General features: G+C 64.8%; 20 protein-coding genes. 15 read left to right on the top strand and 5 right to left on the bottom strand.

All coding sequences use genetic code 11. The features are described 5' to 3' along the window. Nucleotides 1–35 precede the first annotated feature (35 nt). Nucleotides 36–2036 (bottom strand): U32 family peptidase, encoded by a 2001-nt coding sequence (locus Q9451_RS18000; RefSeq protein WP_041166480.1) that lies wholly within the window; start codon nt 2034–2036, stop codon nt 36–38. A gap of 127 nt (nt 2037–2163) precedes the next feature. Next, entirely contained in the window at nt 2164–2544 is a 381-nt protein-coding gene (locus Q9451_RS17995) for a RidA family protein (protein ID WP_004577524.1), read from the bottom strand. A 137-nt stretch (nt 2545–2681) separates the two neighbouring features. Here Q9451_RS17995 and Q9451_RS17990 point away from each other — a divergent pair, with 137 nt between their 5' ends. Next, on the top strand, nt 2682–3374 hold the full coding sequence (locus Q9451_RS17990) for a tRNA (adenine(22)-N(1))-methyltransferase TrmK (protein WP_041166481.1): 693 nt from the start codon (nt 2682–2684) through the stop codon (nt 3372–3374). Between the two features lies 1 nt (nt 3375). On the opposite strand, the gene Q9451_RS17985 is transcribed toward Q9451_RS17990, so the two are convergent. Beyond that, the gene (locus tag Q9451_RS17985) at nt 3376–3636 is read right to left on the bottom strand and encodes a DUF2790 domain-containing protein (protein ID WP_012272076.1); all 261 of its coding nucleotides are present in this window, start codon (nt 3634–3636) and stop codon (nt 3376–3378) included. A gap of 124 nt (nt 3637–3760) precedes the next feature. On the opposite strand from Q9451_RS17985, the gene Q9451_RS17980 reads away from it, so the two are divergent. Then, on the top strand, nt 3761–4693 hold the full coding sequence (locus Q9451_RS17980; protein ID WP_012272077.1) for a LysR family transcriptional regulator: 933 nt from the start codon (nt 3761–3763) through the stop codon (nt 4691–4693). A gap of 144 nt (nt 4694–4837) precedes the next feature. On the opposite strand, the gene Q9451_RS17975 is transcribed toward Q9451_RS17980, so the two are convergent. Together Q9451_RS17975 and Q9451_RS17970 are read right to left on the bottom strand one after the other, a co-directional pair. Further along, nucleotides 4838–5989 carry an acyl-CoA dehydrogenase family protein gene (locus Q9451_RS17975; RefSeq protein WP_012272078.1) on the bottom strand — a complete coding sequence of 384 codons (1152 nt, stop codon included), beginning with the start codon at nt 5987–5989 and terminating at the stop codon, nt 4838–4840. 16 nt (nt 5990–6005) lie between these two features. Next, the gene (locus tag Q9451_RS17970; RefSeq protein ID WP_012272079.1) at nt 6006–7076 is read right to left on the bottom strand and encodes an enoyl-CoA hydratase/isomerase family protein; all 1071 of its coding nucleotides are present in this window, start codon (nt 7074–7076) and stop codon (nt 6006–6008) included. Nucleotides 7077–7331: 255 nt separating this feature from the next. Here Q9451_RS17970 and mdcA point away from each other — a divergent pair, with 255 nt between their 5' ends. The 13 genes from mdcA to Q9451_RS17905 all read left to right on the top strand — a co-directional run bounded on the left by mdcA (nt 7332) and on the right by Q9451_RS17905 (nt 23992). Then, nucleotides 7332–8993 carry a malonate decarboxylase subunit alpha gene (gene mdcA, locus Q9451_RS17965; protein WP_012272080.1) on the top strand — a complete coding sequence of 554 codons (1662 nt, stop codon included), beginning with the start codon at nt 7332–7334 and terminating at the stop codon, nt 8991–8993. Next, nucleotides 8993–9898 carry a triphosphoribosyl-dephospho-CoA synthase gene (locus Q9451_RS17960; RefSeq protein WP_012272081.1) on the top strand — a complete coding sequence of 302 codons (906 nt, stop codon included), beginning with the start codon at nt 8993–8995 and terminating at the stop codon, nt 9896–9898. Before mdcA ends, Q9451_RS17960 begins: the two co-directional genes overlap by 1 nt. A 1-nt stretch (nt 9899) precedes the next feature. Then, the gene (locus tag Q9451_RS17955; RefSeq protein WP_012272082.1) at nt 9900–10199 is read left to right on the top strand and encodes a malonate decarboxylase subunit delta; all 300 of its coding nucleotides are present in this window, start codon (nt 9900–9902) and stop codon (nt 10197–10199) included. Then, a complete protein-coding gene (locus Q9451_RS17950) occupies nt 10192–11040 on the top strand; it encodes a biotin-independent malonate decarboxylase subunit beta (protein WP_345960698.1) in 849 nt (282 codons plus the stop codon). Before Q9451_RS17955 ends, Q9451_RS17950 begins: the two co-directional genes overlap by 8 nt. Further along, nucleotides 11037–11828: a biotin-independent malonate decarboxylase subunit gamma gene (gene mdcE, locus Q9451_RS17945; protein ID WP_012272084.1), complete on the top strand. Its 792-nt coding sequence runs from the start codon at nt 11037–11039 to the stop codon at nt 11826–11828. The genes Q9451_RS17950 and mdcE overlap by 4 nt, the downstream gene beginning before the upstream one ends. Before the next feature lies 1 nt (nt 11829). Then, nucleotides 11830–12444 (top strand): malonate decarboxylase holo-ACP synthase, encoded by a 615-nt coding sequence (locus Q9451_RS17940; protein WP_012272085.1) that lies wholly within the window; start codon nt 11830–11832, stop codon nt 12442–12444. Next, nucleotides 12441–13361: a malonate decarboxylase subunit epsilon gene (gene mdcH / locus Q9451_RS17935; protein WP_012272086.1), complete on the top strand. Its 921-nt coding sequence runs from the start codon at nt 12441–12443 to the stop codon at nt 13359–13361. The genes Q9451_RS17940 and mdcH overlap by 4 nt, the downstream gene beginning before the upstream one ends. A 100-nt stretch (nt 13362–13461) precedes the next feature. Then, nucleotides 13462–13884 carry a malonate transporter subunit MadL gene (madL, locus tag Q9451_RS17930; protein WP_012272087.1) on the top strand — a complete coding sequence of 141 codons (423 nt, stop codon included), beginning with the start codon at nt 13462–13464 and terminating at the stop codon, nt 13882–13884. 2 nt (nt 13885–13886) lie between these two features. Then, nucleotides 13887–14651 carry a malonate transporter subunit MadM gene (madM, locus tag Q9451_RS17925; RefSeq protein ID WP_012272088.1) on the top strand — a complete coding sequence of 255 codons (765 nt, stop codon included), beginning with the start codon at nt 13887–13889 and terminating at the stop codon, nt 14649–14651. A gap of 196 nt (nt 14652–14847) precedes the next feature. Then, nucleotides 14848–20682, top strand: a complete 5835-nt coding sequence (mnxG, locus tag Q9451_RS17920; protein ID WP_012272089.1) for a manganese-oxidizing multicopper oxidase MnxG — start codon at nt 14848–14850, stop codon at nt 20680–20682. 18 nt (nt 20683–20700) lie between these two features. Then, nucleotides 20701–22677 carry a cytochrome D1 domain-containing protein gene (locus Q9451_RS17915; RefSeq protein WP_012272090.1) on the top strand — a complete coding sequence of 659 codons (1977 nt, stop codon included), beginning with the start codon at nt 20701–20703 and terminating at the stop codon, nt 22675–22677. Further along, nucleotides 22674–23330 (top strand): SCO family protein, encoded by a 657-nt coding sequence (locus tag Q9451_RS17910; RefSeq protein ID WP_012272091.1) that lies wholly within the window; start codon nt 22674–22676, stop codon nt 23328–23330. The genes Q9451_RS17915 and Q9451_RS17910 overlap by 4 nt, the downstream gene beginning before the upstream one ends. Continuing rightward, a complete protein-coding gene (locus tag Q9451_RS17905) occupies nt 23327–23992 on the top strand; it encodes an SCO family protein (protein WP_012272092.1) in 666 nt (221 codons plus the stop codon). Before Q9451_RS17910 ends, Q9451_RS17905 begins: the two co-directional genes overlap by 4 nt. Nucleotides 23993–24094: the final 102 nt, after the last annotated feature.

Genomic DNA, 24094 nt, shown 5'->3' with positions numbered 1-24094 from the left:
CTTTGTGCGGCGAAAGGGCCGTTACCGGCTAACGATCAATGCGCCCCGCGCGGAATCGTCTTCAACAGGTCTTCCGGGCTGATATGCCCCACCACCTGCGCCACCGCGCTACCTGGGGTCGGCAGGTCGATGATGTGGTTTTTCATCTTGCCGATCACATGCATCTCGCACGGCTTGCAGTCGAACTTCAGGGTCAGCACTTCGTCACCCTGAATCAGCTGCATCGGTGCCACCTTGGTGCGCACACCGGTTACGCCTTTGGCCTGCTTGGGGCACAAATTGAAGGAGAAGCGCAGGCAGTGCTTGGTGATCATCACCGGTACTTCGCCGTGTTCTTCATGGGCCTCGTAGGCCGCGTCGATCAGTTGCACGCCGTGGCGGTGGTAGAAATCGCGCGCCTTCTGGTTGTACACGTTGGCCAGGAACGACAGGTGCGACTCGGGGTATACCGGCGGCGGCGTGGTCTCGGCCTTGCGCCCGCCGCGCGGGTGCGCCTGCACGCGTGCTTCGGTCAGTGCCTCGATGGCTTCGCGGCGCAGAGCCTTGAGCTGTGAGTTGGGGATGAAGTACGCCTGCGGGGCATCCAGCTGGATGCTGTCGGCATGGTACATCGTGGTACCCAGTTGGCCGAGCAGGTCGTGCAGTTGTTCCAGCGCCTGCTGCGGCTTGTTGGCTGCGCCGAACGGGCCGTCCAGGGCTACCTGCACGCTCACACCTTCTTCACTGCCAAGGGTAAGCATCAGGCGCTGCTCGCGCAGTACTGCGTGCCATTCCACACCGACCCGGCGCTCGGAGGAGGTGCGTTGCAGGGCTTGCTGCCAGTTGTGGTCGAGGTTGCGCGACAGCGGGTGGTTGGGCCGCAGCTTGTACAGGCCTTCGGGCATTTCGTTGGGTTCGACGCGGTAGCGGTAGCGCTTGCTGCCGTCTTCCTCGAACTCGCCACGGGGTTCGGCGATGTTGGCGCGAAAGCCCACCACTTCGCGTTTGACCAGCACATTGAGGCCGTCGCCGTTGGTCAGCGGTACGTCGGTGACCACTTGCATGTCACGCTTGCCGACCTTTTCCACCACACCCACCGGCAGGCCGGTGAAGGTTGGCGAGTCGAAGGCGCCGATATCGACCTTGCGGTCGGTGACGAAGTAGTCGGTGCTGCCACGGTGGAACGTTTTGTCAGGGTCGGGCAGGAAGAAGTGCTGGGTCCGGCCGCTGGACGCACGGGCGTATTCCGGGCGGCCTTCAAGAATGGCGTCGAGCTCTTTGCGGTAGTGGGCGGTGATGTTCTTCACATAGCCCATGTCCTTGTAGCGGCCCTCGATCTTGAACGAACGCACGCCGGCATCCACCAGGTCGGCCAGGTTGGCGGTCTGGTTGTTGTCCTTCATCGACAGCAGGTGCTTCTCGAACGCCACCACGCGGCCCTGGTCATCTTTAAGGGTGTAGGGCAGGCGGCAGGCTTGCGAGCAGTCGCCACGGTTGGCACTGCGGCCGGTCTGCGCATGGGAAATGTTGCATTGGCCGGAAAACGCTACGCACAGCGCGCCGTGGATGAAGAACTCGATGGCGGCATCGGTTTCAGCGGCGATGGCGCGGATCTGCTGCAGGTTCAGCTCACGGGCCAGTACCAGCTGCGAGAAACCGGCCTGGTCGAGGAACTTGGCCCGTTCCAGGGTACGGATGTCGGTCTGGGTACTGGCGTGCAGCTCGATGGGCGGAATGTCCAGCTCCATCACCCCCAGGTCCTGCACGATCAGTGCGTCGACGCCGGCGTCGTACAGCTGATGGATCAGCTTGCGCGCCGGTTCCAGCTCGTTGTCGTGGAGGATGGTGTTGATCGTGGTGAACACGCGTGCATGGTAGCGACGGGCGAACTCGACCAGTTCGGCAATATCGCTGACGTCGTTGCAGGCGTTATGGCGCGCGCCGAAGCTTGGGCCGCCGATATAGATGGCGTCAGCGCCGTGCAGGATCGCTTCACGGGCGATGGCCACGTCACGGGCAGGGCTGAGCATTTCCAGGTGATTCTTTGGAAGAGACATGTCGTTATATTTTCGGGCTGTCACGGTTTAGGCGGGCATTGTAGCGGTGAAACGGGTTGGCGGCATCATCGGGGTGCCGGGAGGTGCAGGGTAAGGTGGGAGCGAGGACCGCTCCCACAAGCGCCGATCAGCGCTTGGCGGCCATTGCGGTCACTTCGACGCGCATGCCTTCGAATGCCAGCGAGGCCACACCCACGGCGGCACGCACCGGCCAGGGCTTGCTGAAGAAGCGCTGGTACACCTCGTTGAACGCGGCGCGGTCGGCCATGTCGGTGAGGTAGATGGTCAGGTGCAGCACGCGGTCCATGCCGCTGCCGGCTTTCTCCAGCGCCACTTTCAGCGCCTGCAGGGTGCATTCGCTCTGCTCGACGATGCCGCCCAGCTCCAGGCTGCCATCGGCGTGGGTCGGGATCTGCGTGGTGACCAGCACGCCGTTGTACTCGGCGACATCGGACGAAATCGATTCGGCGTCCGGGTCCGGGGTGTAGATGATGTCTGCATGTGCCATGGTGTGTTTTGCCTTGCTACGGAAGGAAAACGGCAAGCCTACGCGAGCGCACCAGCCCGGTCGAGGGTGCCCCGGTGTTTGAAATACGCGGCGTTCACCGTCAGAATCGCGGCCGATTGCAAAACCAGGGGTTTACGTTGAACGAACAGACTTTGTCCAGGCGCCTGGAGCGCGTGGCCGCTCATGTGCCGCAGGGCGCGCGCCTGGCCGACATCGGCTCGGACCACGGCTACCTGCCAGTGGCCTTGATGCTGCGTGGCGTGCTCGAGGCCGCCGTGGCGGGTGAAGTGGCCGAGACGCCGTTCGCTTCGGCCCAGCGCAATGTGCGCAGAAACGGCCTGCAGGAGCGGGTAACCGTGCGCCTGGCCAATGGCCTGGCAGCGATCGAGCCGCAAGACCGCATCTCGGTGGTGAGCATCTGCGGCATGGGCGGCGACACCATGTGCGAGATTCTCGAGGCCGGCAAGCAGTGTCTGGGCGGCGTCACGCGCCTGGTACTGCAGCCCAATGGCGGTGAGCGCGAGCTGCGCCAGTGGTTGGCGGGCAATGGTTACCAGATCGTCTGCGAAGAGCTGCTGCGGGAAAACCGCTTCGACTACGAAATCATCGTCGCCGAGCCGGGCAGGGTGGTGTATAGCGCAGAACAGCTGTACTTCGGCCCGGTACTGATGCAGGAAAAAAGCGAAGCGTTTCGGGTCAAGTGGCAGCGGATGCTGCGGCAGAAGCAGCAGACCCTGGCCAATTTCCAGCGGGCCCGTGACGCGGTGCCACAGGCGAAAATCGACGACTTCAATCAGCAGGTGGGTTGGATCACCCAGCTACTGGCCTGATTCACTGCTGCGAGCAGTTGCCCATTTCCCGGTAGTCGACTTCGCGCTTCTGGCCCTGGTGGTCGACGTACACCATGTGTGCGGTGCCCACCTGGCAGTCGGCGGCGTTGCTGGCCGGGGTGATGGAGATGACCTTGGCCACGTCCAGCGGCATGCCGTATTCATAGGTGTTGCTCACGGGCTGGTTGCTGGCCGTATCAGCGAAGGCACCGAACGAAGCCAGGGCAGCGGCAACGGCAAACACAGCGATCGAACGTTTCATGGCAGGCTCCTTTTTCAATGTATGACTAATGATGTATTCATTGGTCATCCACAATAAATGGGCTAACTCGTGATAGATTCCTGCCTGTAACGCAAGAATAAGACTGAACAAGGAGCACACCCTCATGGACATGCTGCATGCCATGCGTACCTTCGCTCGTGTGGTGGAATGTGGCAGCTTCGCTGCAGCCGCCAATGCCCTGGATATTTCCGCAGCACAGGTTTCGCGCATCGTCGCGGAGCTTGAGAACCAGCTGCAGACCCGCCTGTTGCACCGCACCACCCGGCGCCTGCGCATGAGCGAGGCGGGCGAACGGTTTCTGGAGCGTGCGCGGCAGATCATGCTGCTGACCGAGGAAGCGGTGGGCGAGGCCCGAGGTGCGCACCTCACGCCGCGTGGCCATCTGCGCCTGCATTGCCCGCACGGCCTGGGCCTGTTGTTGATGCCGCTGGTGGCCGGCTACAACGCGCTGTGCCCGGAAGTGGTAATCGAATTGACCCTGTCCCAGCGCAACCCAGACCCGCTGGCCGAAGGGCATGACGTGGTGATCACCGTGGACGGTGCGCTGCCGGATTCGCAGTTGATAGCCGTGCCGCTGGGCAACATCTTCAGTATCCCTTGTGCGGCACCCAGCTACCTGAACCGGCATGGCGTGCCCGAGCGCCCCGAGGACCTGCATGCGCACCGCTGCCTACGCATGGCTTACCCGATGTATGAAGGCGACTGGGTATTCCCCCAGGGTGTGGACCAGTGCGTGATCACACCGAGCGACAACTTCTCCACCAACGTGGCCGACGCCATGCTGGTGGCCAGTGAGTTGGGCATGGGGATTGGCCTGCTGCCGTTCTATACGGCCAGCCAGGCGATCGAGCAGGGGCGTTTGTGCCGGCTGCTGGCGCCGTACCGGCTGCGGGAAAGTGCGCTGTATGCGATGTACCCGTCACGGCATTACCTGGATGCCAAGGTGCGGACCTGGATCGACTACCTCAAGGAGCAACTGCCGGCGTTGTTCGAGGGGCATGCCAAAGTGGTGGATGATTCGAGGTATTGGCGCTGAAATACTGATCTGCTTTCTTGTAGGAGCGGGCTTGCGTCGCGATTGGGCCGCAAAGCGGCCCCAGCAATATCGGCGTGTGACGCAGATTGTGGGGCCGCGTTGCGGCCCAATCGCGACACAAGGCCGCTCCTACAGGCCGCCGTATTACAGGGGATAGTGCTTCAGCTCGCGCGCAATCAGCATGCGCTGGATCTCGCTCGACCCTTCATAGATCTGGGTAATCCGCGCATCCCGGTAATAGCGCTCCACCGGGTAATCTTCCAGGTAGCCATAGCCACCATGTACCTGGATCGCCATCGAACACACCCGCTCGGCCATTTCCGAAGCGAACAGCTTGGCCTGTGACGCTTCCGAAAGGCACGGCTTGCCGGCGCTGCGCAGGCGCGCGGCATGCAGGATCAGCAAACGTGCGGCGTTCACCTGTACCTGCATGTCGGCCAGCAGGTTGGCGATGCTCTGGTGTTCGTTGATCGGCTTGCCGAACTGCACGCGGTCACGTGAGTAGACTAGCGCGGCCTCGAATGCAGCGCGGGCAATGCCCAAGGCCTGGGCGGCAATGCCGATACGGCCGCCTTCGAGGTTGGACAGGGCAATGGCCAGCCCCTTTCCACGCTCACCCAGCAGGTTGGCGGCAGGGATGCGGCAGTTGTCGAAGGTGACCGCGCAGGTGTCGGAAGCGCGGATACCCATCTTGTGCTCGCTGCGGTCAACCTTGAACCCAGGGTTGTCGGTGGGCACCAAAAACGCCGACAGGCCTTTCTTGCCCAGCTCCGGGTCGGTCACTGCGAAAACGATGGCCAAACCGGCACGGCGGGCGTTGCTGACGAACTGCTTGGCGCCGTTGATCACCCACTGGCCATCCACCAGCTCGGCGCGGGTGCGCAGGTTGTGCGCTTCGGAGCCGGCCTGCGGCTCGGTCAGGCAGAAGCAACCGATCACCTCGCCGCTGGCCAGCCGTGGCAGCCATTGCTGTTGCTGTTCAGCCGTGCCATAGGCCAGCAGCGGGCCGCAGCCTACCGAGTTGTGGATGCTCATCATTGCCCCGGTGGCGCCGCAGCCCGCGGCAATTTCTTCCACGGCCAGGGCGTAGGCCACGTAGTCGGTGTAACTGCCGCCGAAGTCCTCTGGCACCACCATGCCCAGCAGGCCCAGTTCGCCCATTTTGCGCACCACGCCATCATCGATCCAGCCGGCCTTTTCCCAGGCCTGGGCATGCGGGGCGATTTCGCCACGGGCAAAGTCCCGGGCCATGTCGCGGATCATGACTTGTTCTTCGCTCAGTTCCAGGTCTTGCATCTGTGTACTCCCGGGCTCACAGGCCTTCGAAGAATTGGTCGACCCGCTGGCGCTGCAGCGCGGCCAGGGTCGGCGGGTTCCAGCGGGGCTGCTTGTCCTTGTCGATGATCAGGGCACGCACGCCCTCTATGATGTCGCCATGCTGGAACCACTGGCGGTCCAGGTGCAGCTCCATGGCAAAGCAGTCGTCAAGGCCCAACTGGCGGCCCCGGCGCAGCATCTCCAGAGTAACCGCCATGGCCAGGGGGGAGCGGGTTTCCAGCTGGTCGGCGGTGGCCACCGCCCAGGCGTGGCTGTCGCCAATGCTCACCGCGCGCAGTTGTTCGACAATGGCAGGCAGGTCGGGCAGGGCGAAGAAGTGGTCGATGACCGGGCGCAGTTTTTCCAGTGGTGCATCGCCCAGCACCTGGGTGCCGAGCTTGGCCAGCAGGTTTTGCAGGTCTTTGAGCGGGGTGTCGCCAAACGTCAGCTGGTCCAGGCCCTGGTCGAGGGCGGCGAGCTGGTCGCTGGCCAGGTACCAGTCGGCCAGGCCGCAGTACAGGGCGTCGGCTGCCTGGACCTGGGCGCCGCTGACACCCAGGTAGATGCCCAGCTCGCCGGGGATGCGCGACAGGAAATAGCTGCCGCCGACATCAGGGAAGTAGCCGATACCGACTTCGGGCATGCCCAGGCGGCTACGTTCGGTCACCACGCGCAGGTCGCAGCCCTGGGCCAGGCCCATGCCGCCACCGAGGGTGAAACCGTCCATCAATACCAGTATCGGCTTGCGGTAGCGGTGGATGACCAGGTCGAGGGCGTATTCCTCGACGAAGAAGGTTTCATGCAGCGTGTCGCCGGCTTTGAAACTGTCGTGCAGCGAGCGGATATCGCCACCGGCACAGAACCCCTTGGGGCCTTCGCCGCGCAGCACCACGGCATGCACATGCGGGTCTTCGGCCCACTGGTCCAGGTGCTGGCGCAGGCTGCGTACCATGTCCAGGGTCAGGGCATTGAGGCCGGCAGGGCGGTTCAGGGTCAGGTGACCGATCTGGTTGCGGACTTCGGCCAGGATAGTGTCGGTTGCCGAGGCATTAGCGTGCGCAGTCATTGCGTTCTCCCTGCTTTGTTATTGATTTTCCAAGTGAAGTCTGGAGTTCGCTGGAGGATCTGCGGATCCTGTCATGCGAATTTGCCTTGCACAATCGACAATTATGCAGGGGCATCGTGCATTTTTGCTGTGAGCCAGTCATCGGGCTGGGCGATTCATTAACCTGACCGTAACGAACATGCCAGTTGCTTGATTGATCCGCCAAGCGGCCCAACCCTAAGGTGGCCTCCACGACAGCGAACCTGTGGAGTCACCATGACAATAACTCAGAATCCACCGCCGCAATGGTCGCGACGGCGCGCCGAAAAGCAGCGCCGCCTCGATCGGGTCCGCCACCTTGCCGATGGCGTGGTGCTGCCCACCGACCGCATCGTCGAAGCCCTGGAGTTGCTGCTGGCGCCCGGCGACCGGGTAGTGCTGGAAGGCAACAACCAGAAGCAGGCCGACTTCCTTTCCCGCTCGCTGGCCAAAGTCGACCCCGGGCGCCTGCACGACCTGCACATGATCATGCCCAGTGTCAGCCGCGCCGAGCACCTGGACCTGTTCGAGCGCGGCATCGCGCGCAAGCTCGACTTTTCTTTCGCTGGCCCGCAGAGCCTGCGCATTGGCCAGTTGCTGGAAGATGGCCTGCTCGAAGTCGGTGCCATCCACACCTATATCGAGCTTTACTCGCGGCTGCTGGTCGACCTGATCCCCAACGTTACCCTGGTAGCGGGCTTCATGGCCGACCGCGACGGCAACCTGTACACCGGCCCCAGCACCGAAGACACACCGGCCCTGGTGGAGCCGGCCGCGTTCAGCGATGGCATCGTCATCGCCCAGGTCAACCAACTGGTGGACCGCGTGGATGACCTGCCACGGGTCGATATCCCCGCGTCGTGGGTCGATTTCGTGGTGGTTGCCGACCAGCCTTTCTATATCGAGCCGCTGTTCACCCGCGACCCGCGCCATATCAAGCCGGTGCATGTGCTGATGGCGATGATGGCCATACGTGGCATCTACGAGAAACATCAGGTGCAGTCGTTGAACCACGGCATTGGCTTCAACACTGCCGCCATCGAGCTGATCCTGCCGACCTACGGCGAGTCTCTGGGCCTCAAGGGCAAGATCTGCCGCAACTGGACGCTCAACCCGCACCCGACACTGATCCCGGCCATCGAAACCGGCTGGGTGCAAAGCGTGCACTGTTTCGGCACCGAGCTGGGCATGGAGGACTACATTGCCCAGCGCCCGGATGTGTTCTTCACGGGCCGCGATGGCTCGCTGCGTTCCAACCGCATGATGTGCCAGCTGGCCGGGCAGTACGCGGTCGATCTGTTCATTGGCGCCACCTTGCAGGTGGATGGTGATGGCCATTCCTCGACCGTGACCCGTGGCCGCCTGGCCGGCTTCGGCGGTGCGCCGAACATGGGCCACGACCCTCGTGGCCGGCGCCACGCGACCCCGGCCTGGCTCGACATGACCGTGCCGGAAACAATGCTGGAGCGTGGCCGCAAGTTGGTGGTGCAGATGGTCGAGACCTACCAGGAAGGCGGCAAGCCCACCTTCGTGGAAACCCTCGATGCCGTGGAGGTGGCCAAAAAGGCCGGTATGCCGCTGGCACCAGTGATGATCTACGGCGACGACGTCACCCACCTGCTGACCGAGGAGGGCATTGCCTACCTGTACAAGGCCCGTAGCCTGGAAGAGCGCCAGCAGATGATCGCGGCCGTGGCCGGGGTTACTGCCATCGGCCTGCGGCACGACCCGAAGGACACCCTGCGTATGCGCCAGCAGGGCCTGATCGCCTTGCCCGAAGACCTCGGCATCCGCCGTACCGACGCCAGCCGTGAGCTGCTGGCCGCGCGCAGCATCGCCGACCTGGTCGAATGGTCCGGCGGCCTTTACAACCCGCCTGCACGGTTCAGGAGCTGGTGATGAAGGCACAAAACCTGAATTTTGAAGCCACTTCGGTCCTTGTGGGAGCGGGTGTGCCCGTTAAGCGGCCAGCCCAGCCAACGCCAATCCCACTGCCAGACCACCTCGCCGACCTGGCTGTGGAAGCGCTGATCGACGAAGCCGACCTGTCCCCCAAACCCGGCCTGGTCGACCGCCGCAGCAACGGCGCTCACCACGACATGACGCTGGCCTTGATGCACGCCTCGGCACTGGCCCTGTGGCCATGCCTGCGCAACATGGCAGCTGCCGCCCAGTCCATCGGTACGATCGGCCAGCCCCTGCGCGCCACGCTGGGCCAGCTCGGCCGCGAAGGAGAAACCGCGATGCTGGCCGCCACCCACGGGGTAAACACCCACCGTGGCGCGATCTGGGCGTTGGGCTTGCTGGTAGCCGCCAGGGCCCTTGCCCCTCAGGCCGACGCCGCCACCCTGGCCGCCCGCGCCGGGCGTATCGCCCTGTTCGACGACCCGGCCATGCCGCACCACAACAGCCACGGCCAGCAGGTGCGCCACCGTTACGGCACTGGCGGCGCCCGCGAGCAGGCACAGCAAGGCTTCCCCGCGGTTATCGGCCATGGCTTGCCGCAACTGCTGCGCAGCCGCGCTGCCGGGGCCGGCGAGCCGCATGCCCGGCTCGACGCGTTGCTGGCGATCATGGCCGTGCTCAGCGACACCTGCGTGCTGTGGCGCAGCGGCCCAGCCGGGTTGGCCGCCGTGCAGCACGGGGCGCGTGCCGTACTCACTGAAGGCGGCAGCGCCACCCTGGCCGGGCGCCGGCACCTGCGCCGGCTGGACCAGCAACTGCTGCACCTGAATGCCTCACCGGGCGGCGCCGCCGACTTGCTTGCCGCCTGCCTGTTCCTCGACAAAGCCGGGAGCCTGTGACATGGAAACCCTGACCTTTAATTTTCCCGCCGCCGAACCTGGGCGTGGCCGTACGTTGGTGGGCTGCGTCAGCTCCGGCGACCTCGAAGTGCTGATCGAACCCGGCACTGCCGGCAGCCTGCAGATCCAGGTGGTGACCTCGGTCAACGGCAGTGCAGCCCGCTGGGCGCAACTGTTCCAGCGCCTGTTCGAGGGCCGCGCCTGGCCGGCCGTGAACATCGACATCCATGACTTCGGCGCCACCCCAGGCGTGGTGCGCCTGCGCCTTGAGCAAGGCTTCGAGGAGATCGCCCATGACTGACACCGCACGCTTGCTGCGCAGCCGCAGCTTTGTCGAACTGGGTGCCCGCCAGCGCGCCCGCGTTGTGCTCGACCCTGGCAGCTTCCGTGAACTGCTGGGCCCGTTCGACCGCCTGATGTCGCCGTGGTTGCCGCGCCAGGGCATCGTGCCACAGGCCGATGATGGCGTGGTTATCGCCAAGGGCCTGCTGAACGGGCGCAATGCCGTGGTCGCTGCGATTGAAGGGGGGTTCCAGGGCGGCAGCATGGGCGAGGTGGGCGGCGCCAAGATTGCCGGAGCCTTGGAACTGGCCATCGAAGACAACCGCAACGGCATCCCCACCTGCGCCGTGTTGCTGCTGGAAACCGGCGGCGTGCGCTTGCAGGAAGTCAACCTGGGCCTGGCGGCGATTGCCGAAATCCAGGCTGCCATCGTCGAGCTGCGCGCCTGGCAGCCGGTGATCGGGCTGATCGCAGGTTCGGTCGGCTGCTTTGGCGGCATGTCGATCGCCGCCGGCCTGTGCAGCCACTTGCTGGTCACCCGCGAAGCCCGCCTGGGCCTCAATGGCCCGCAGGTCATCGAGCAAGAGGCGGGCATTGGCGAATACGACGCCAAGGACCGCCCCTTCATCTGGAGCCTGAGCGGTGGCGAGCAACGCCATGCCAGCGGGCTGGTGGACGCCTACGTGGCCGACGACATCGAAGCCCTGCGCGAACGCTTGCAGCAACTGCTGGGCCAACCTTCCAAAGACCGCGCCAGCCAACACGCCTGGTTCCTTGCACGCCTGGCCCAGCTGGGCGACGACTGCCCGCAACTGGATGCCGCCGCCGTGCGCGCCCTTTACCAAGGAGAAACCCAATGAACCGTGCCTTGAACTGGCTGCCGGGCCTGGCCGGTGGGCAAGCCTTGCCAGGCTATCCTGCCTCGCTGCGGGTGATCGACGGCGAATTGGACAACCGCCTGGCACGCTTCATCGCCGTGGTGCCGGATGCCGACAACCCGTTCCCCCGCGCGCGCTCAGGCGAGGTCGGCCTGCTGGAAGGCTGGGGTTTGGCCAAGGCCGTGAGCGACGCGGTGGAAGCTGATCGCAACGGCCAGAAGCGCGCCATTGTCGCGGTGATCGACGTGCCCAGCCAGGCCTATGGCCGCCGCGAAGAAGCGCTGGGTATCCACCAGGCGTTGGCCGGTGCCGTGCAGGCCTATGCCCAGGCGCGGCTGGCCGGGCACCCGGTGATCGGCCTGCTGGTCGGCAAGGCCATGTCTGGCGCCTTCCTGGCCCATGGCTACCAAGCCCAGCGCCTGATTGCCCTGGACGATGCCGGGGTGATGGTGCACGCCATGGGCAAGGCGGCAGCGGCGCGCATCACCTTGCGCAGCGTCGAGCAACTGGAAGCCTTGGCCGCCGAGGTGCCGCCGATGGCCTACGACCTGGGCAGCTACGCCTCGCTGGGCCTGCTGTGGCGCCGCCTGGCGGTAGACAGCGCCGAGACGCCGAGCAGCGCTGACCTCGCTCGGGTGCGTACTTGCCTGGCTGAGGCGGTGCATGACATCGGCAACTCGACTGACCTGACGTCACGGCTGGCGGGCGAAAACCGCAGTGCCTCGCGCCAGGTTCGTGAACAGCTGCGTCGTCAGTGGCAGGGCGCCTGAGATGAACGCGCCAAGGCCGCACGACCTGCTGTGGGGGATGCCTGTGTCGGCCTTGCCTGCCGATGCGCCGCAGTGGGCGCTGGACGTGCTGGCCGGTGCTCAGCCGGTGGTGGTACGCCGTGCCATTTGTGACCATGGCTGGGTGGCGGTCGGGCTGCGTGGTCAGGGCCGGACACAGCGTTTTGCAGCGTTGATGCGTCTGGTCGACATTCAGCGCCAGCAAGGCCCCGAAGCGCTGCGCGGGCCTGGGCAAAGCCCGTGGCCTGCGCTGCAGGCGTTGGCCTCGGTCGCCCCGGTGTTGAATGCCAGTGGCCTGGCCTGGGGACCAACAGGCGGGGCGGGGTACCAGATCGCTACCGGTATCGAAGTGCTCCATACCGGCAGCGACCTGGACTTGCTGCTGCATACGCCACAACCGCTGGCCCGTGCCCAGGCGCGGGAGCTGTTGGATATCCTCGACTGCGCGCCTTGCCGTATCGACGTGCAGCTGGAAACCCCAGCGGGGGCTGTCGCCCTGCGAGAATGGGCCGGTTTCGCTCGCCGCGTGCTGCTCAAGTCGGACCATGGGCCACGCTTGGTCGGCGACCCGTGGGCGGCGCAGGAGCGCGCGGCATGAGCAGCCTGTTCGCCTTCCCCGGTCAAGGCGCCCAGCAGGTAGGCATGTTGCAGCGCCTGCCTGAAGGTTCGGGGCAGTTGCTGGAAGAGGCCAGCGATGTGCTTGGTCAGCCGGCGCTGGCACTGGACAGCCAGCATGCACTGCAAGCGACCCGTGCCGTGCAGCTGTGCCTGCTGTTGAGCGGTGTGGCCTGGGCGCGCTGGCTGATGCAACGCAGCCCTGCGCCGGACTACGTGGCGGGCTTGTCGATTGGTGCCTATCCGGCTGCGGTGGTAGCGGGCGCCTTGGGGTTTGCCGACGCCGTGCGCCTGGTTGCCCTGCGTGGCGAGCTGATGCAGCGCGCCTACCCACAGGGGTATGGCATGACTGCACTCAGCGGCCTGGACCTGGCCAGCGCCGAGCGCCTGCTGAGCGAGGCGCCGGGAGAGGTGTACGTCGCCAACCTCAACAGTGAAAACCAGATCGTTATCGCCGGTAGCGATACCGCGATGGCTGCGGTCGCAGCCAGGGCGCGTCGCCTTGGCCAAGGTGCGGCCCGGCGCCTGGCAGTCAGCGTGCCGTCGCATTGCCCGCTACTGGCCGGCCCGGCGGCGGAACTGGCTAGTGCTTTCGCCACGGTCGTGCTGCAACGGCCACGTATCACGTACCTAAGTGGCAGCAGCGCACGGCCGATATTCGACCCACAGCGCCTGCGCGACGACCTGGCCGGCAACATGGCGCGGGTGGTCGACTGGCGTGCTACGTTGCGCAACGCCTATGAGCGCGGCGTACGCCTGCACCTTGAGCTACCGCCCGGTAGCGTGCTCAGCGGGCTGGCCCGCCCGGTGTTCGAACAGGGCAGGGTGGTGGCTGTGGAGGGTACCCGTTGGGACAGCCTGGATGCGCTGCTGCGCCAGGAGGTGGCCCAGAACCGATGATGGCAGGCTGATGCGCTCCCACATTGACCGCGTGAGCCGGGCAAGTGTGTTTACGAAGAACAACAACAAGCAACTTCGACACTATCTGAGGGCAACAACAATGATCATCTATGGTGTGGCACTGCTGGCAGTCTGCACGCTGGCCGGCGTTATCGTCGGCGACTTCCTGGGCGTGCTGCTGGGCGTCAAATCCAATGTGGGTGGGGTTGGCATCGCCATGATCCTGCTGATCTGCGCACGCCTTTATATGCACCGCAACGGTGGCATGAGCAAGGAATGCGAGTTTGGCGTGGGCTTCTGGGGCGCCATGTACATCCCGGTTGTGGTGGCCATGGCCGCCCAGCAGAACGTGGTCACCGCCCTGCACGGCGGGCCGGTGGCGCTGCTGGCGGCGGTGGGCGCGGTGCTGGTGTGCGGCGCGACCATCGCCCTGATCAGCCGCAGCCATCGCGGCGAGCCTTTGCCCGCGCTTGACCCCACCCCTGAAGCCAGTGCGCAGGTTGCCCCTGCAGGAGGTCGTTGAACATGTGGCCCATCATTGAAAGTGCCTTGGAACACAACGGCCTGATCACTGCCTTCGCGGCGGTAGGCGCAATCATGTGGTTGTCGGTCGTGCTGTCGAAGTACCTGACCTTCGGCCGCGTGCACGGCTCGGCCATCGCCATCGTCATCGGCCTGGTCCTGGCCTGGGTCGGCGGCACCCTCACCGGCGGCCAGAAAGGCCTGGCCGACATGGCGCTGTTCTCCGGTATCGGCCTGATGGGCGGGGCCATGCTGCGTGACTTCGCCATTGTCGCCACGGCTTTCGAGGTGCAGGCCACCGAGGCGCGCAAAGCCGGCATGATCGGCGCGGTGGCGCTGTTGCTGGGCACTGTGTTGCCGTTCATTGTTGGCGCAGCGGTGGCTTACGCCTTCGGTTACCGCGATGCGGTGAGCATGACCACCATCGGTGCGGGTGCGGTGACCTATATCGTCGGGCCCGTGACCGGGGCGGCGCTGGGGGCCAGTTCGGATGTGATGGCCCTGTCGATTGCCACCGGGTTGATCAAGGCGATTCTGGTGATGGTGTTCACCCCTGTATCGGCGCGCCTGCTGGCGCTGGACAACCCACGCTCGGCGATGGTGTTCGGTGGGTTGGCGGGGACGGTGTCGGGGGTGACGGCCGGGCTGGCCGCGACGGATCGGCGGTTGGTGCCGTATGGGGCTTTGACGGCCACTTTCCATACTGGACTGGGTTGCCTGATGGGCCCGTCGATCTTGTACTTTTGTGTTCGCGGTCTGGTCGGCTGACAGCGAATTCGTGGGAGCCGCCGCATCGACATCAAACGCTGCGATGCGGCACCCCCCGATTCTGGGAAATCCGTTGGGGGATCCTCCCCAATCTGTTTCGGTTGATCTCATAACTTATTGATAAGGAAGAACATTATCTTTTGGCATACACCTTGCTGCAGCTCCCCGCAGAGTTCCTGTGTCCCGGAGGTGCAGCATGACTACGCCACGCAAAGGCCCCCTTCTGTCATCACTCGTTCTGGCCCTGCTGGGTTGGGAATCGACCAGCGAGGCGGCCGTGCAGTGCCAGCGCACCTTGGTCGCCAATGTGGTGGCACTGGACCAACCCCTGATGTTCAACCGCCTTGGTGCGCAAAACGCCAACGGCATGCTGTTCGCGCTCCGCGAGGATGTGGTGGACGACAAGCAGGTGCCGCTGAGCAAAGGCGGGGCTGCGGTACCCGGCAAGGTTACGCTGCGCCCGGACAAGCGCCCACGGCCGATCGTGCTGCGCGTGGCTGCCGGTGACTGCCTCACGGTCAACCTGACCAACCTGCTCGATTACCGGGCCAACCCCAACAAGCACGGCATCGAGGCAGAGGGGCCCGAGGGTGAAGAGGTGGAAAACGAAGCGGATGAAGGCTTCGTTGCCGACGAACAGGTGGCCGAGCGCATGGTCGGCTTCCAGGTCAACGGTATGCAGGCGGTCAATAGCATCGCCGACATTTCTGCCTACACCGGGCGCAATGGCAACTTCTTCGTCAGCCCCGGCAGCACCCGCAGCTACACCTTGTATGCCGAGCGCGAAGGTGCCTTTGCCGCTACCAGCAAAGCCGCCACGTTTGGCGGTGAAGGCACGGCGGGCAACGTTGCCAATGGCCTGTTCGGCCAGGTGGTGGTGGTGCCCAAGCTTGGCCGCACCTACCGCAACACCCTCACCGAAGAAGAAATGCGCCTGGCCACCACTGGCCGTACTGCCACCGGCCAGCCGGTGATCGACTACGAAGCGCGTTACCCGCAAGTAGAACCATGGATCGCCGAAGGCAAGGCCGGCAAGCCGATCATAGCCATGGTCAACGGTAACGAGATCATCAACAGCGAAACCGATGCCATCGTCATGGGCCCAAACCCCGACGGCAGCTTCCCCAAGTCTACCTACCCACTGGAAAGCATGGGCAAGCGCAACCCGGCGCTGCCCAACCGCCTGGAGGCGTTCCGCGATTTCGCCTCGCAGTTCGCCGACGAGGTCGCGGGCACTCAGGCGTTCCCCGGCTACTGGGCGGACCCTGTGATGGGCCATGTACTGGAGCCGACGCGTGACTCCTTCATGATCAACTATGGCTCCGGTGGCATGGGCGCCGAAGTGGTGGCCAACCGCCTGGGGGTGGGCCCGATGCACGACTGCCTGTCGTGCGCTTACGAAGAGTTCTTCCTCAGCGCCCATACCGTCGGCGACATCGGCACCCTGGTGGATGTGCCGGCCAACGTCGGCCTGGAGCACATCCGCCCAGGCGAAGTCCCGCCGGCCAGTGCCGTTGGGGTCAAAGCCAGCATGGCCCTGTACCCCTCGGAACCTGCCAACGTGCACCACAGCTACATCGGCGACTTCACCAAGTTCCGCAACACCCACAACGGGCATGAGCAGCACATCTTCCACCTGCACGGCCACCAGTGGCTGTTCAACCCCAATGACGACAACTCTGACTACATCGATGCCCAAGGTATCGGCGCCGGTGTCGGCTACACCTACGAGATCGCCAACGGTGGTTCGGGCAACCGCAACCGGGTGGCCGGCGATGCCATCTACCACTGCCACTTCTACCCGCATTTCGCCCAAGGCATGTGGGCCATGTGGCGGGTACACGATGTGTTCGAAGAAGGCACCCGCCTGGAGGTGAGTGGGCAGGGCGAGAATGGCTTCCACAGTACGCCATTCGCCTTGCGTAGCGGCAAACCGGCAGCGGGCGCTCGGGCGCTACCCGATGGCGAGATCGTCGCCGGCACGCCGATCCCGGCCATCGTGCCGCTGCCGGGCAAAGCCATGGCACCGATGCCTGGAAAAGTGGTGGTGGTACCCAAACTCTCCGAAACGCTGGTCGCTGCCAATGACGATGATGACGACGATGAGGAGGGCGATGACGACCACGCCAACCAACCCCCCGTGCGCAAGGCTGTCGGCTCGCTGGCATTGGTCGATCGTACCGAAGCCAACCGAAATGCCGACGGCACCCTGAAAAACCCAGGTTACCCATTCTGGATCGGCGGCATGGAAAGCAGCGTCGGCAACCGCCCACCCACCCCGCCGCTGGACATGCTCGACCCGGCCCTGGCCCGGCAGCTGAAAGACAGCGGCAAAGCCCTGTGGGCCAACCTGGATGCGAACCAGGTCGATGGCTGGGACGGTGGCCTTGGTCGCCACGCGCTGGACGGCGTTTCGGCCGGCGGCGAAGCCGAGACCACCACCACCAAGCTGGACTTCACCAAGGTCGTGCACAAGGCCAAGCCCATCTACCTACCGGAAGAGGGCACCGATGTCGAGCAGGCTGCCATGCAGTTCCACGCCATGGCCGAACACCCCAGCTATGCCCTGATCCCTGGCAGCCAACCCGTGGCCAAGGCATTCCGCACCAACGGTGCCTTGCCCACCGCCGGCGCACCGTACTACGAACCGTGCATGGATGACCGTGGCAAACGCTTGACCCAGTCTTCGGGCGTGGGCGAGTTCTTTAGCGGCGAGAGCCCTACCGGCCTGAACTTCCGTGGCGCTTCGGCCTTTACCGCCGACCGCCCACGTATCTACAAAGGTGCCAATATTCAATTCGACGCGGTGTACAACAAGGTCGGCTACCACTTCCCACAGGCACGCATCATTGCCCTATGGGAAGACGCCTGGCCGGTGATTACCAAGCAGCGCCCACCAGAGCCACTGGTGATGCGCATGAACACCTTCGACTGCACCATGTACCAGCACACCAACCTGATCCCGAACATCTACGAGATGGACGACTACCAGGTGCGCACCCCGACCGACGTGATCGGCCAGCACATCCACCTGCCTAAATGGGACCTGACCGCTGCCGATGGCTCGGCCAACGGCTGGAACTACGAAGACGGCATTCTCTCGCCCGGCAGCGTGGTCGAGCGCGTACATGCCATCCGTGCCTACAACGGCTGCACCGAGGGCGATAGCCGCGACGGTACCGCTGCCTGCCCGAAAGCCAAGCAGCACCCGTACTTCGGCCGCTTCGGCCGCGCCGACTGGCTGGGCGCACGCACTGCCATGCAGCGCTGGTTTGCCGACCCGCTGGTGAACGTGTACAACGTCGACCGTGGCCTGGGTACCATCTTCACCCATGACCACCTTGGCCCATCGACCCACCAGCAACTGGGCCTGTATGCCACGGTGCTGGCCGAACCCGCTGGCTCCACCTGGTACCACGCCGAAACCGGTGAGCAGCTGTACAACCCGGCCACGCGCCAGGATGGCGGCCCGACCTCGTGGCAGGCAGTGATCCAGACCGGCGACCACGATGGCGATGGCAAGAACGATAGCTACCGCGAGTTCTTCCTGGAGTACAGCGACTTCCAGCATGCTTATGAAGCGGGTGTTTACGTGGGCGCAGGGCCAGACGGCATCCCCAATGCCCAGTCGTACCCTGCCACCGCTGACAGCTTCCGCTACGCCATCAACCCCCCAGTGCGCGGCAAGGCGTCGAACCTGCTTGAAGCCATCGTCGAAGAACGTGGCGGTATCAACCCTGGCTGCCCAAGCCGGCCATGCCCGCAGGCGATCTCGGTGGACGACCCAGGCATGTTCGTCGTCAACTACCGTAACGAACCGTTGGCGCTGCGCGTGTACGACCCGAACAAGGTCGGCCCGGACGGCAAGCGTGGCATGCAGGCCGACGGCCTGGCCGGCGACCTCAGCTATGCCCTGCAAACCCGTACCGACCGCGCCATCCCGGCGATGAACCTGTCGCCTTCAGCGATCACCTCGGCGGTTGGCCCTACCGGCGGCACCACGCTGTTCCCGCCGCACATCAACAAGGCTGGCGCCGAACCGGGCGACCCATTCACCCCGTTGCTGCGCACCTACTCCGGTGACAACGTGCGTCTGCGCATGCACGCCGGGGGCCACGAAGAAGAGCACAACGTCACCCTGCATGGCGTGAAATGGCTGCAGAACGGTACCGGTTTCGGCAATAGCTCCAACTCGGGCTGGAAGTCATCACAGATGATCGGCATTTCCGAGCAACTGGGCTTCATGGCGCCGGTGTCGATGATCTCGAGTTCCGCAGCCACCAACGGCGACTACCTGTATTCGCTGGACGCCGCCCTGGAAGGCTATTGGAACGGTATATGGGGCATCATGCGCAACTACACCGTGCAACGTGCCGACCTGTTTGCGCTGCCTAACAACCCGCAACCGGTGGCCATGCGCAACACCGTGAACTTTGACGGCATCTGCCCGAAAACCACGGCCAACCCCAACGGCATCGGCACCCGCACCACGGTCAAGCGCAACTATGAGATTGTCGCGGCCCTGGCCAACGACATTCTCGAAAACCGCAACGGCGTCAGCATCAACGACCCGGCGGGCATCGGCCAGCACGTGGGTGGCGCGCTCAAGGCCAACGGCGGCACCCTGGTGTTCAACAGCCGTAGAACCGCCATCCCGCTGGTGAGTGGGGTAGACCCCGAAGATGGGGAACCTTTCACCATCGGTGGTCACAGTGCACCGCTGCATGACCCGACCGCGATCCTGTATGTGCGCAAGGCCGACCTCGATGCCAGCACTGGCAAGCTCAAGGCAGGTGTCCCGGTAGAGCCGCTGGTACTGCGCGCCAACGCTGGCGACTGCATCAGCATCACCCTGGAAAACCGCCTGCCACTGGTGATGCCAGACCTGCCAAGTACCGCCGTGATGCACAACGTGGTCAAGCGTGACCGCTTCGGTAGCGAGGGCTCCACCGCCTTCGCCAACAACCTGATGCGGCCGTCCAGCCACGTGGGCCTGCATGCCCAGTTGCTGGCCTACGACATCACCAAGTCAGACGGTGCCAACGTTGGCCTGAACCCGGTGCAGACCGTGCCACCCCGTGCCGGCACCAGCGGCGCCTACCCAACCAAGGTGTACCAGTACTACGCCGGCCACCTGGAGCGTGAAGGCAAACCGGTGTCGCAACTTGGCCGCACCGTGGACAACATCAACACCACGGCCATCGAGTTCGGCGGCCTCAACCTGACCCCGTCGGACTTCATCAAGCAGCCGCAAAAAGGCCTGGTGGGCGCCATGAGCATTCTGCCGCAAACCGCCACCTGGACCGAAGACACCGCCACCCGTGCCCAGGCCACGGTGAAGGTCAGCGGCCAGCCAGATTACCGCGACTTCGTCACGGTGTGGCAACGTGCGCTGAACATGCGCTGGGCCGATGGTCGCCCGGTAGAAGGCATCAATACCGAAGGCAACGGCGCTGCCGGTGACCCGCAGGACAACGGCAACATGGCGGTCAACTACAAGACCGAGCCGTTGTGGCTGCGCTTCGGCATGGCCCCCGACTCGCCATTCGGCCGCGCCAATGGCCTGGGCTTTGGTGATGTGCCCAACGCCCACATGGCGTACGCCAACGCCTTGGTCGGTGGCGACCCGCAGACCCCGGTGCTGTACGCCAAGCCTGGTCAGCCCGTGCGCAACCATATCGTGATGCCCAGTGGGGGCAGCCGCGGCATGGTCTACCAGCTGGACGGGCACATATGGCCACTGCACAACTACCAAGCCGAGAAGAGTGATGTGGACGGCTACCCGATGAGTCTGCCGGGTATCGGTTCGGTGCGCTTCGGCAACAACCCGATGGCCATGTACATCGGCGCGCAGGAAAGCGTACTGCCAGCGGCGCACTTCAGCTTCATGCTGCCCAGTGCCGGCGGTGCCAACGCGGTGGCGGGTGACTACCTGTTCCGCGACTACGCCGCCTACGGCAACCTTTCGGGGCTGTGGGGAATCTTGCGGGTGACCAACGAAGCGCCGCCGGCAACGGCCCCGGCGCAGTGACGGAAAAGGAGCGCGAGCATGAACAAAAAGACTCGCCCTGCTTACTTGGGGGTAATGTTGGGTGTGGCGCTGATTGGCCTGGGCGTGGCGTATGAAAAGCTCTGGTGCGACCCGCGCGAGCTGTTGCAGGAACCTGCCGACCCGCAGGCCCTGCACCGGCTCAGCCGGGACGGCGTCACCGTGGAGTTCGAAGCCCGACCGTTGGCCGGCGGGGAGCTGAAGGAAGGCAGCTTCGCCAACATCCGTTTCAAGCTCAGCGACCAGAGCAGTGGCCAGCCGCTGTCGGGCATGGCCCCAGGGGCGTGGATCGACCCCGCGCAGTCGGCCCCGTTGGGTGACCGCGAGCAAAGCTGCAAGGCGCGGGTCGCGCTGTTTCTCAAGAGCAGCATCGGGGCCCGGCCGCTGCTCGACCTGAACAGCTACTTCCTGCTGATGCTGAACAAGGACGCCAGCCTGACCGTGATCGACCCGACTGTGTCGGTGGGCGGCGTGACCAGCACCATGGCCCGCATCGACCTGCCCGGACGGCCCATGGACTGGGTGGCTACCAGCGACGACAAGCAGGTGTTCGTGTCGATCCCCGAGCGCGGCAAGGTGGCGGTGATCGACACCGAAACCTTCACCCGTGTCGCCGACCTGGACGCCGGCGACCAGCCGCTGCGCGTGGCCTTGCAGCCGGACCAACACCGGCTGTGGGTTGGCAACAACAGCAGCGACCCGGCCAAAGGCGGGGTAACCGTGATCGACGTGCCGGGGCGCAACACCCTGAAAAGCTTCAATACCGGCACCGGGCACCACGAAATCGCCTTCAGCGCTGACTCGCGCTATGCCTACGTCAGCAACCGCGACAGCGGCACCCTGAGCGTCATCGACATCCCGGAAATGCGCCTGGCCAAGACCATCAAGGTTGGCCCGCACCCGCTCTCGGTCAGCTATTCGGCGCTGTCCCAGGCCGTCTACGTGGTCGATGGCGAGGAGGGCAGTGTGCGGGTCTTCGACGCCCGCAGCCATCAGCTGCGCCACACGGTCAAGGCCGAGCAGGGCCTGGGGCCGATGCGCTTCAGCAGCGATGGCCGCTACGGCATCGTGCTCAATACCCTGGAGAACCAGGCGCTGGTCATAGATGCCAGTACCGACAAGCTGATCCACCACATCCCGGTGGCGGCCGAACCGTACCAGCTGACCTTCACCAAGGGCTATGCCTACATACGTGGCCTGGCTTCGCCCAAGGTCACCATGATCAACCTGTCCAGCCTGGGCGAGGGGCGTGCACCGATCGTGCAAGGTTTCGAGGCCGGCCCGGCAGCGCCGCGCCAGGCAGGTGACCTGCCGCTGGCCCAGGGGCTGTCGGTGTCACGCGATGACAACTCGGTGTTCGTGGTCAACCCGGTGGACAACACCACCTACTTCTACGCCGAAGGCATGAACGCGCCGATGTCCGGCTACAACAACCGTGGCCACCAGGCCCGCGCGGCCATCGTCGTCGACCGCAGCCTGCGTGAAGTGGCGCCTGGGGTGTATGGCTCGACCGTGAAGCTGCCCGCCGCCGGCAAGTTCGACGTGGCCTTCCTGCTCAACCAGCCGCAGATCATCCATTGCTTCAGCACCGATGTGGCCGCAGCGCCCAATGCCAGCAAACGCAAGGGCGCGCGTGCCGAGTTCATCGGCCTCGACCAGCCTTTGCCGCAGCACAGCGACTTTACCGCGCGGGTGCGTATCGTCGGCGACGACGGCCAGCCACGCCTGGGCCTGAACGACCTGAGCCTGCGCTACTTTCTGGCGCCATCGTCGATGCCGCGCAACCTGCAGCTGCAAGAGGTGGGCGAGGGTGTGTATCAGGCGGCGCTGAACCTGCCTGAAGCCGGCGCCTGGTACCTGCATGTGCAGTCGCCCTCGCTGGGGCGCAAGTTTGCCGAAGAGAACTACACCAGCCTGCGCGTCCTGCCGGCTGCAGCGACCAACGCTTCCCAGACTGACGTGAGGAATGTGCGATGAACGCCAAGCATGCTTTCACACTGTTGGCCCTGAGCCTGGCGTTTGCCAGCAACCTGGCCCTTGCCCACGCCGGTCACGACCATGACGGCCATGGCGCGCAACCGCCAGCGGCTCGCCAGGAAAAGACCAGCGTGCGCTTTGCCGATGTTTCGCTGCTTAACCAGGACGGCATGCCGGTACGCCTGGAGAAAGACCTGGTAAGCGACCACCTTGTGGTCATGGGCTTCATCTACACCAGCTGCACCACGGTGTGCCCGGTGGTGTCGTCGATCATGGGCAAGGTCCAGCAGCAGCTGGGTGGCCGGGTAGGCGAGGAGATCCACATGGTGTCGATCAGCGTCGACCCTCAGCGTGACGATGCCAAGCGCCTGCAAGACTACGCCAAGGCCTTCCAGAAGGGGCCGGGCTGGAGCTGGCTGACCGGCACCCCGTACGCCGTCACCGAGACCCTCAAGGGCCTGGGTAGCTTCAGTGCCGACCTCAGCCAGCACCCGCCGCTGATTCTGGTGGGTGACGGGCGCAGTGGGCACTGGACACGTTACTACGGCTTCACCGACCCGGCGGTACTGATCGAAGAGATCAACCGCCTCAGCGCCCGGCGAGTGCATGCCAAGAGCACTGCCATTGCCGACCATCACGAGGTGCAACCATGAGCACTGCAAGCTCCCGCCGCGCAAGCATGCGCGGGTTCGACTGGCTGGTGCTGGGTGGTTGCCTGTGGATTCTGGCCTCGGTGGCCTTCGCCCACGAAGGCCATGCGCCACAGGCCCCCGAGCCGCAGCCGGCGCCGCAGGCGATGACCAGTGGTGGCGGCACCCGTGATGCCCAGACCTGGTTCACCGACACGGTGTTGAAGGACCAGAATGGCCGCGAGCTGCGCTTTTACAGCGACGTGCTCAAGGACAAGGTGGTGATGCTTAACGTGATCTTCACCCACTGCACCGACGCGTGTCCGCTGATTACCCGCAAGTTGCGTGAAGTGCGCGAAGCGATGGGGCCGCAGCTGGCCAGCCAGGTGACTTTCGTGTCGATCAGCAGTGACCCGCTGAACGACACCCCGCAGGCATTGAAGGCGTTCGCCGAGAAGCAGGGCGTGGATGGGCCGAACTGGCTGTTCTTGACCGGCGACAAGGCCAATGTCGACCTGGTGCTGGGGCGTATAGGGCAGTTCCTGCCCAGCCCTGAGCAGCATTCGACTCAGCTGATTGCCGGTGACGTGGCCGGCAAACGCTGGAGCAAGATCCGCCCGGATGCGCCACCGGCGGCGATTGCCCAGCGCATGCAGCTGTTGGCTCAGCCACTGGCAGGCCGGTGATTGCCATGGTGCGTTCCCTGTGGAGTCAACCTCTGAGGGGGCAGCCTTTGTGGGAGCGGCCTTGCGTCGCCAAAGGGCTGCGCAGCAGCCCCAGCACTGGCA

The sequence above is a fragment of the Pseudomonas sp. NY8896 genome (assembly GCF_039634505.1).
This window is presented reverse-complemented; position numbering and strand designations above follow the sequence as displayed.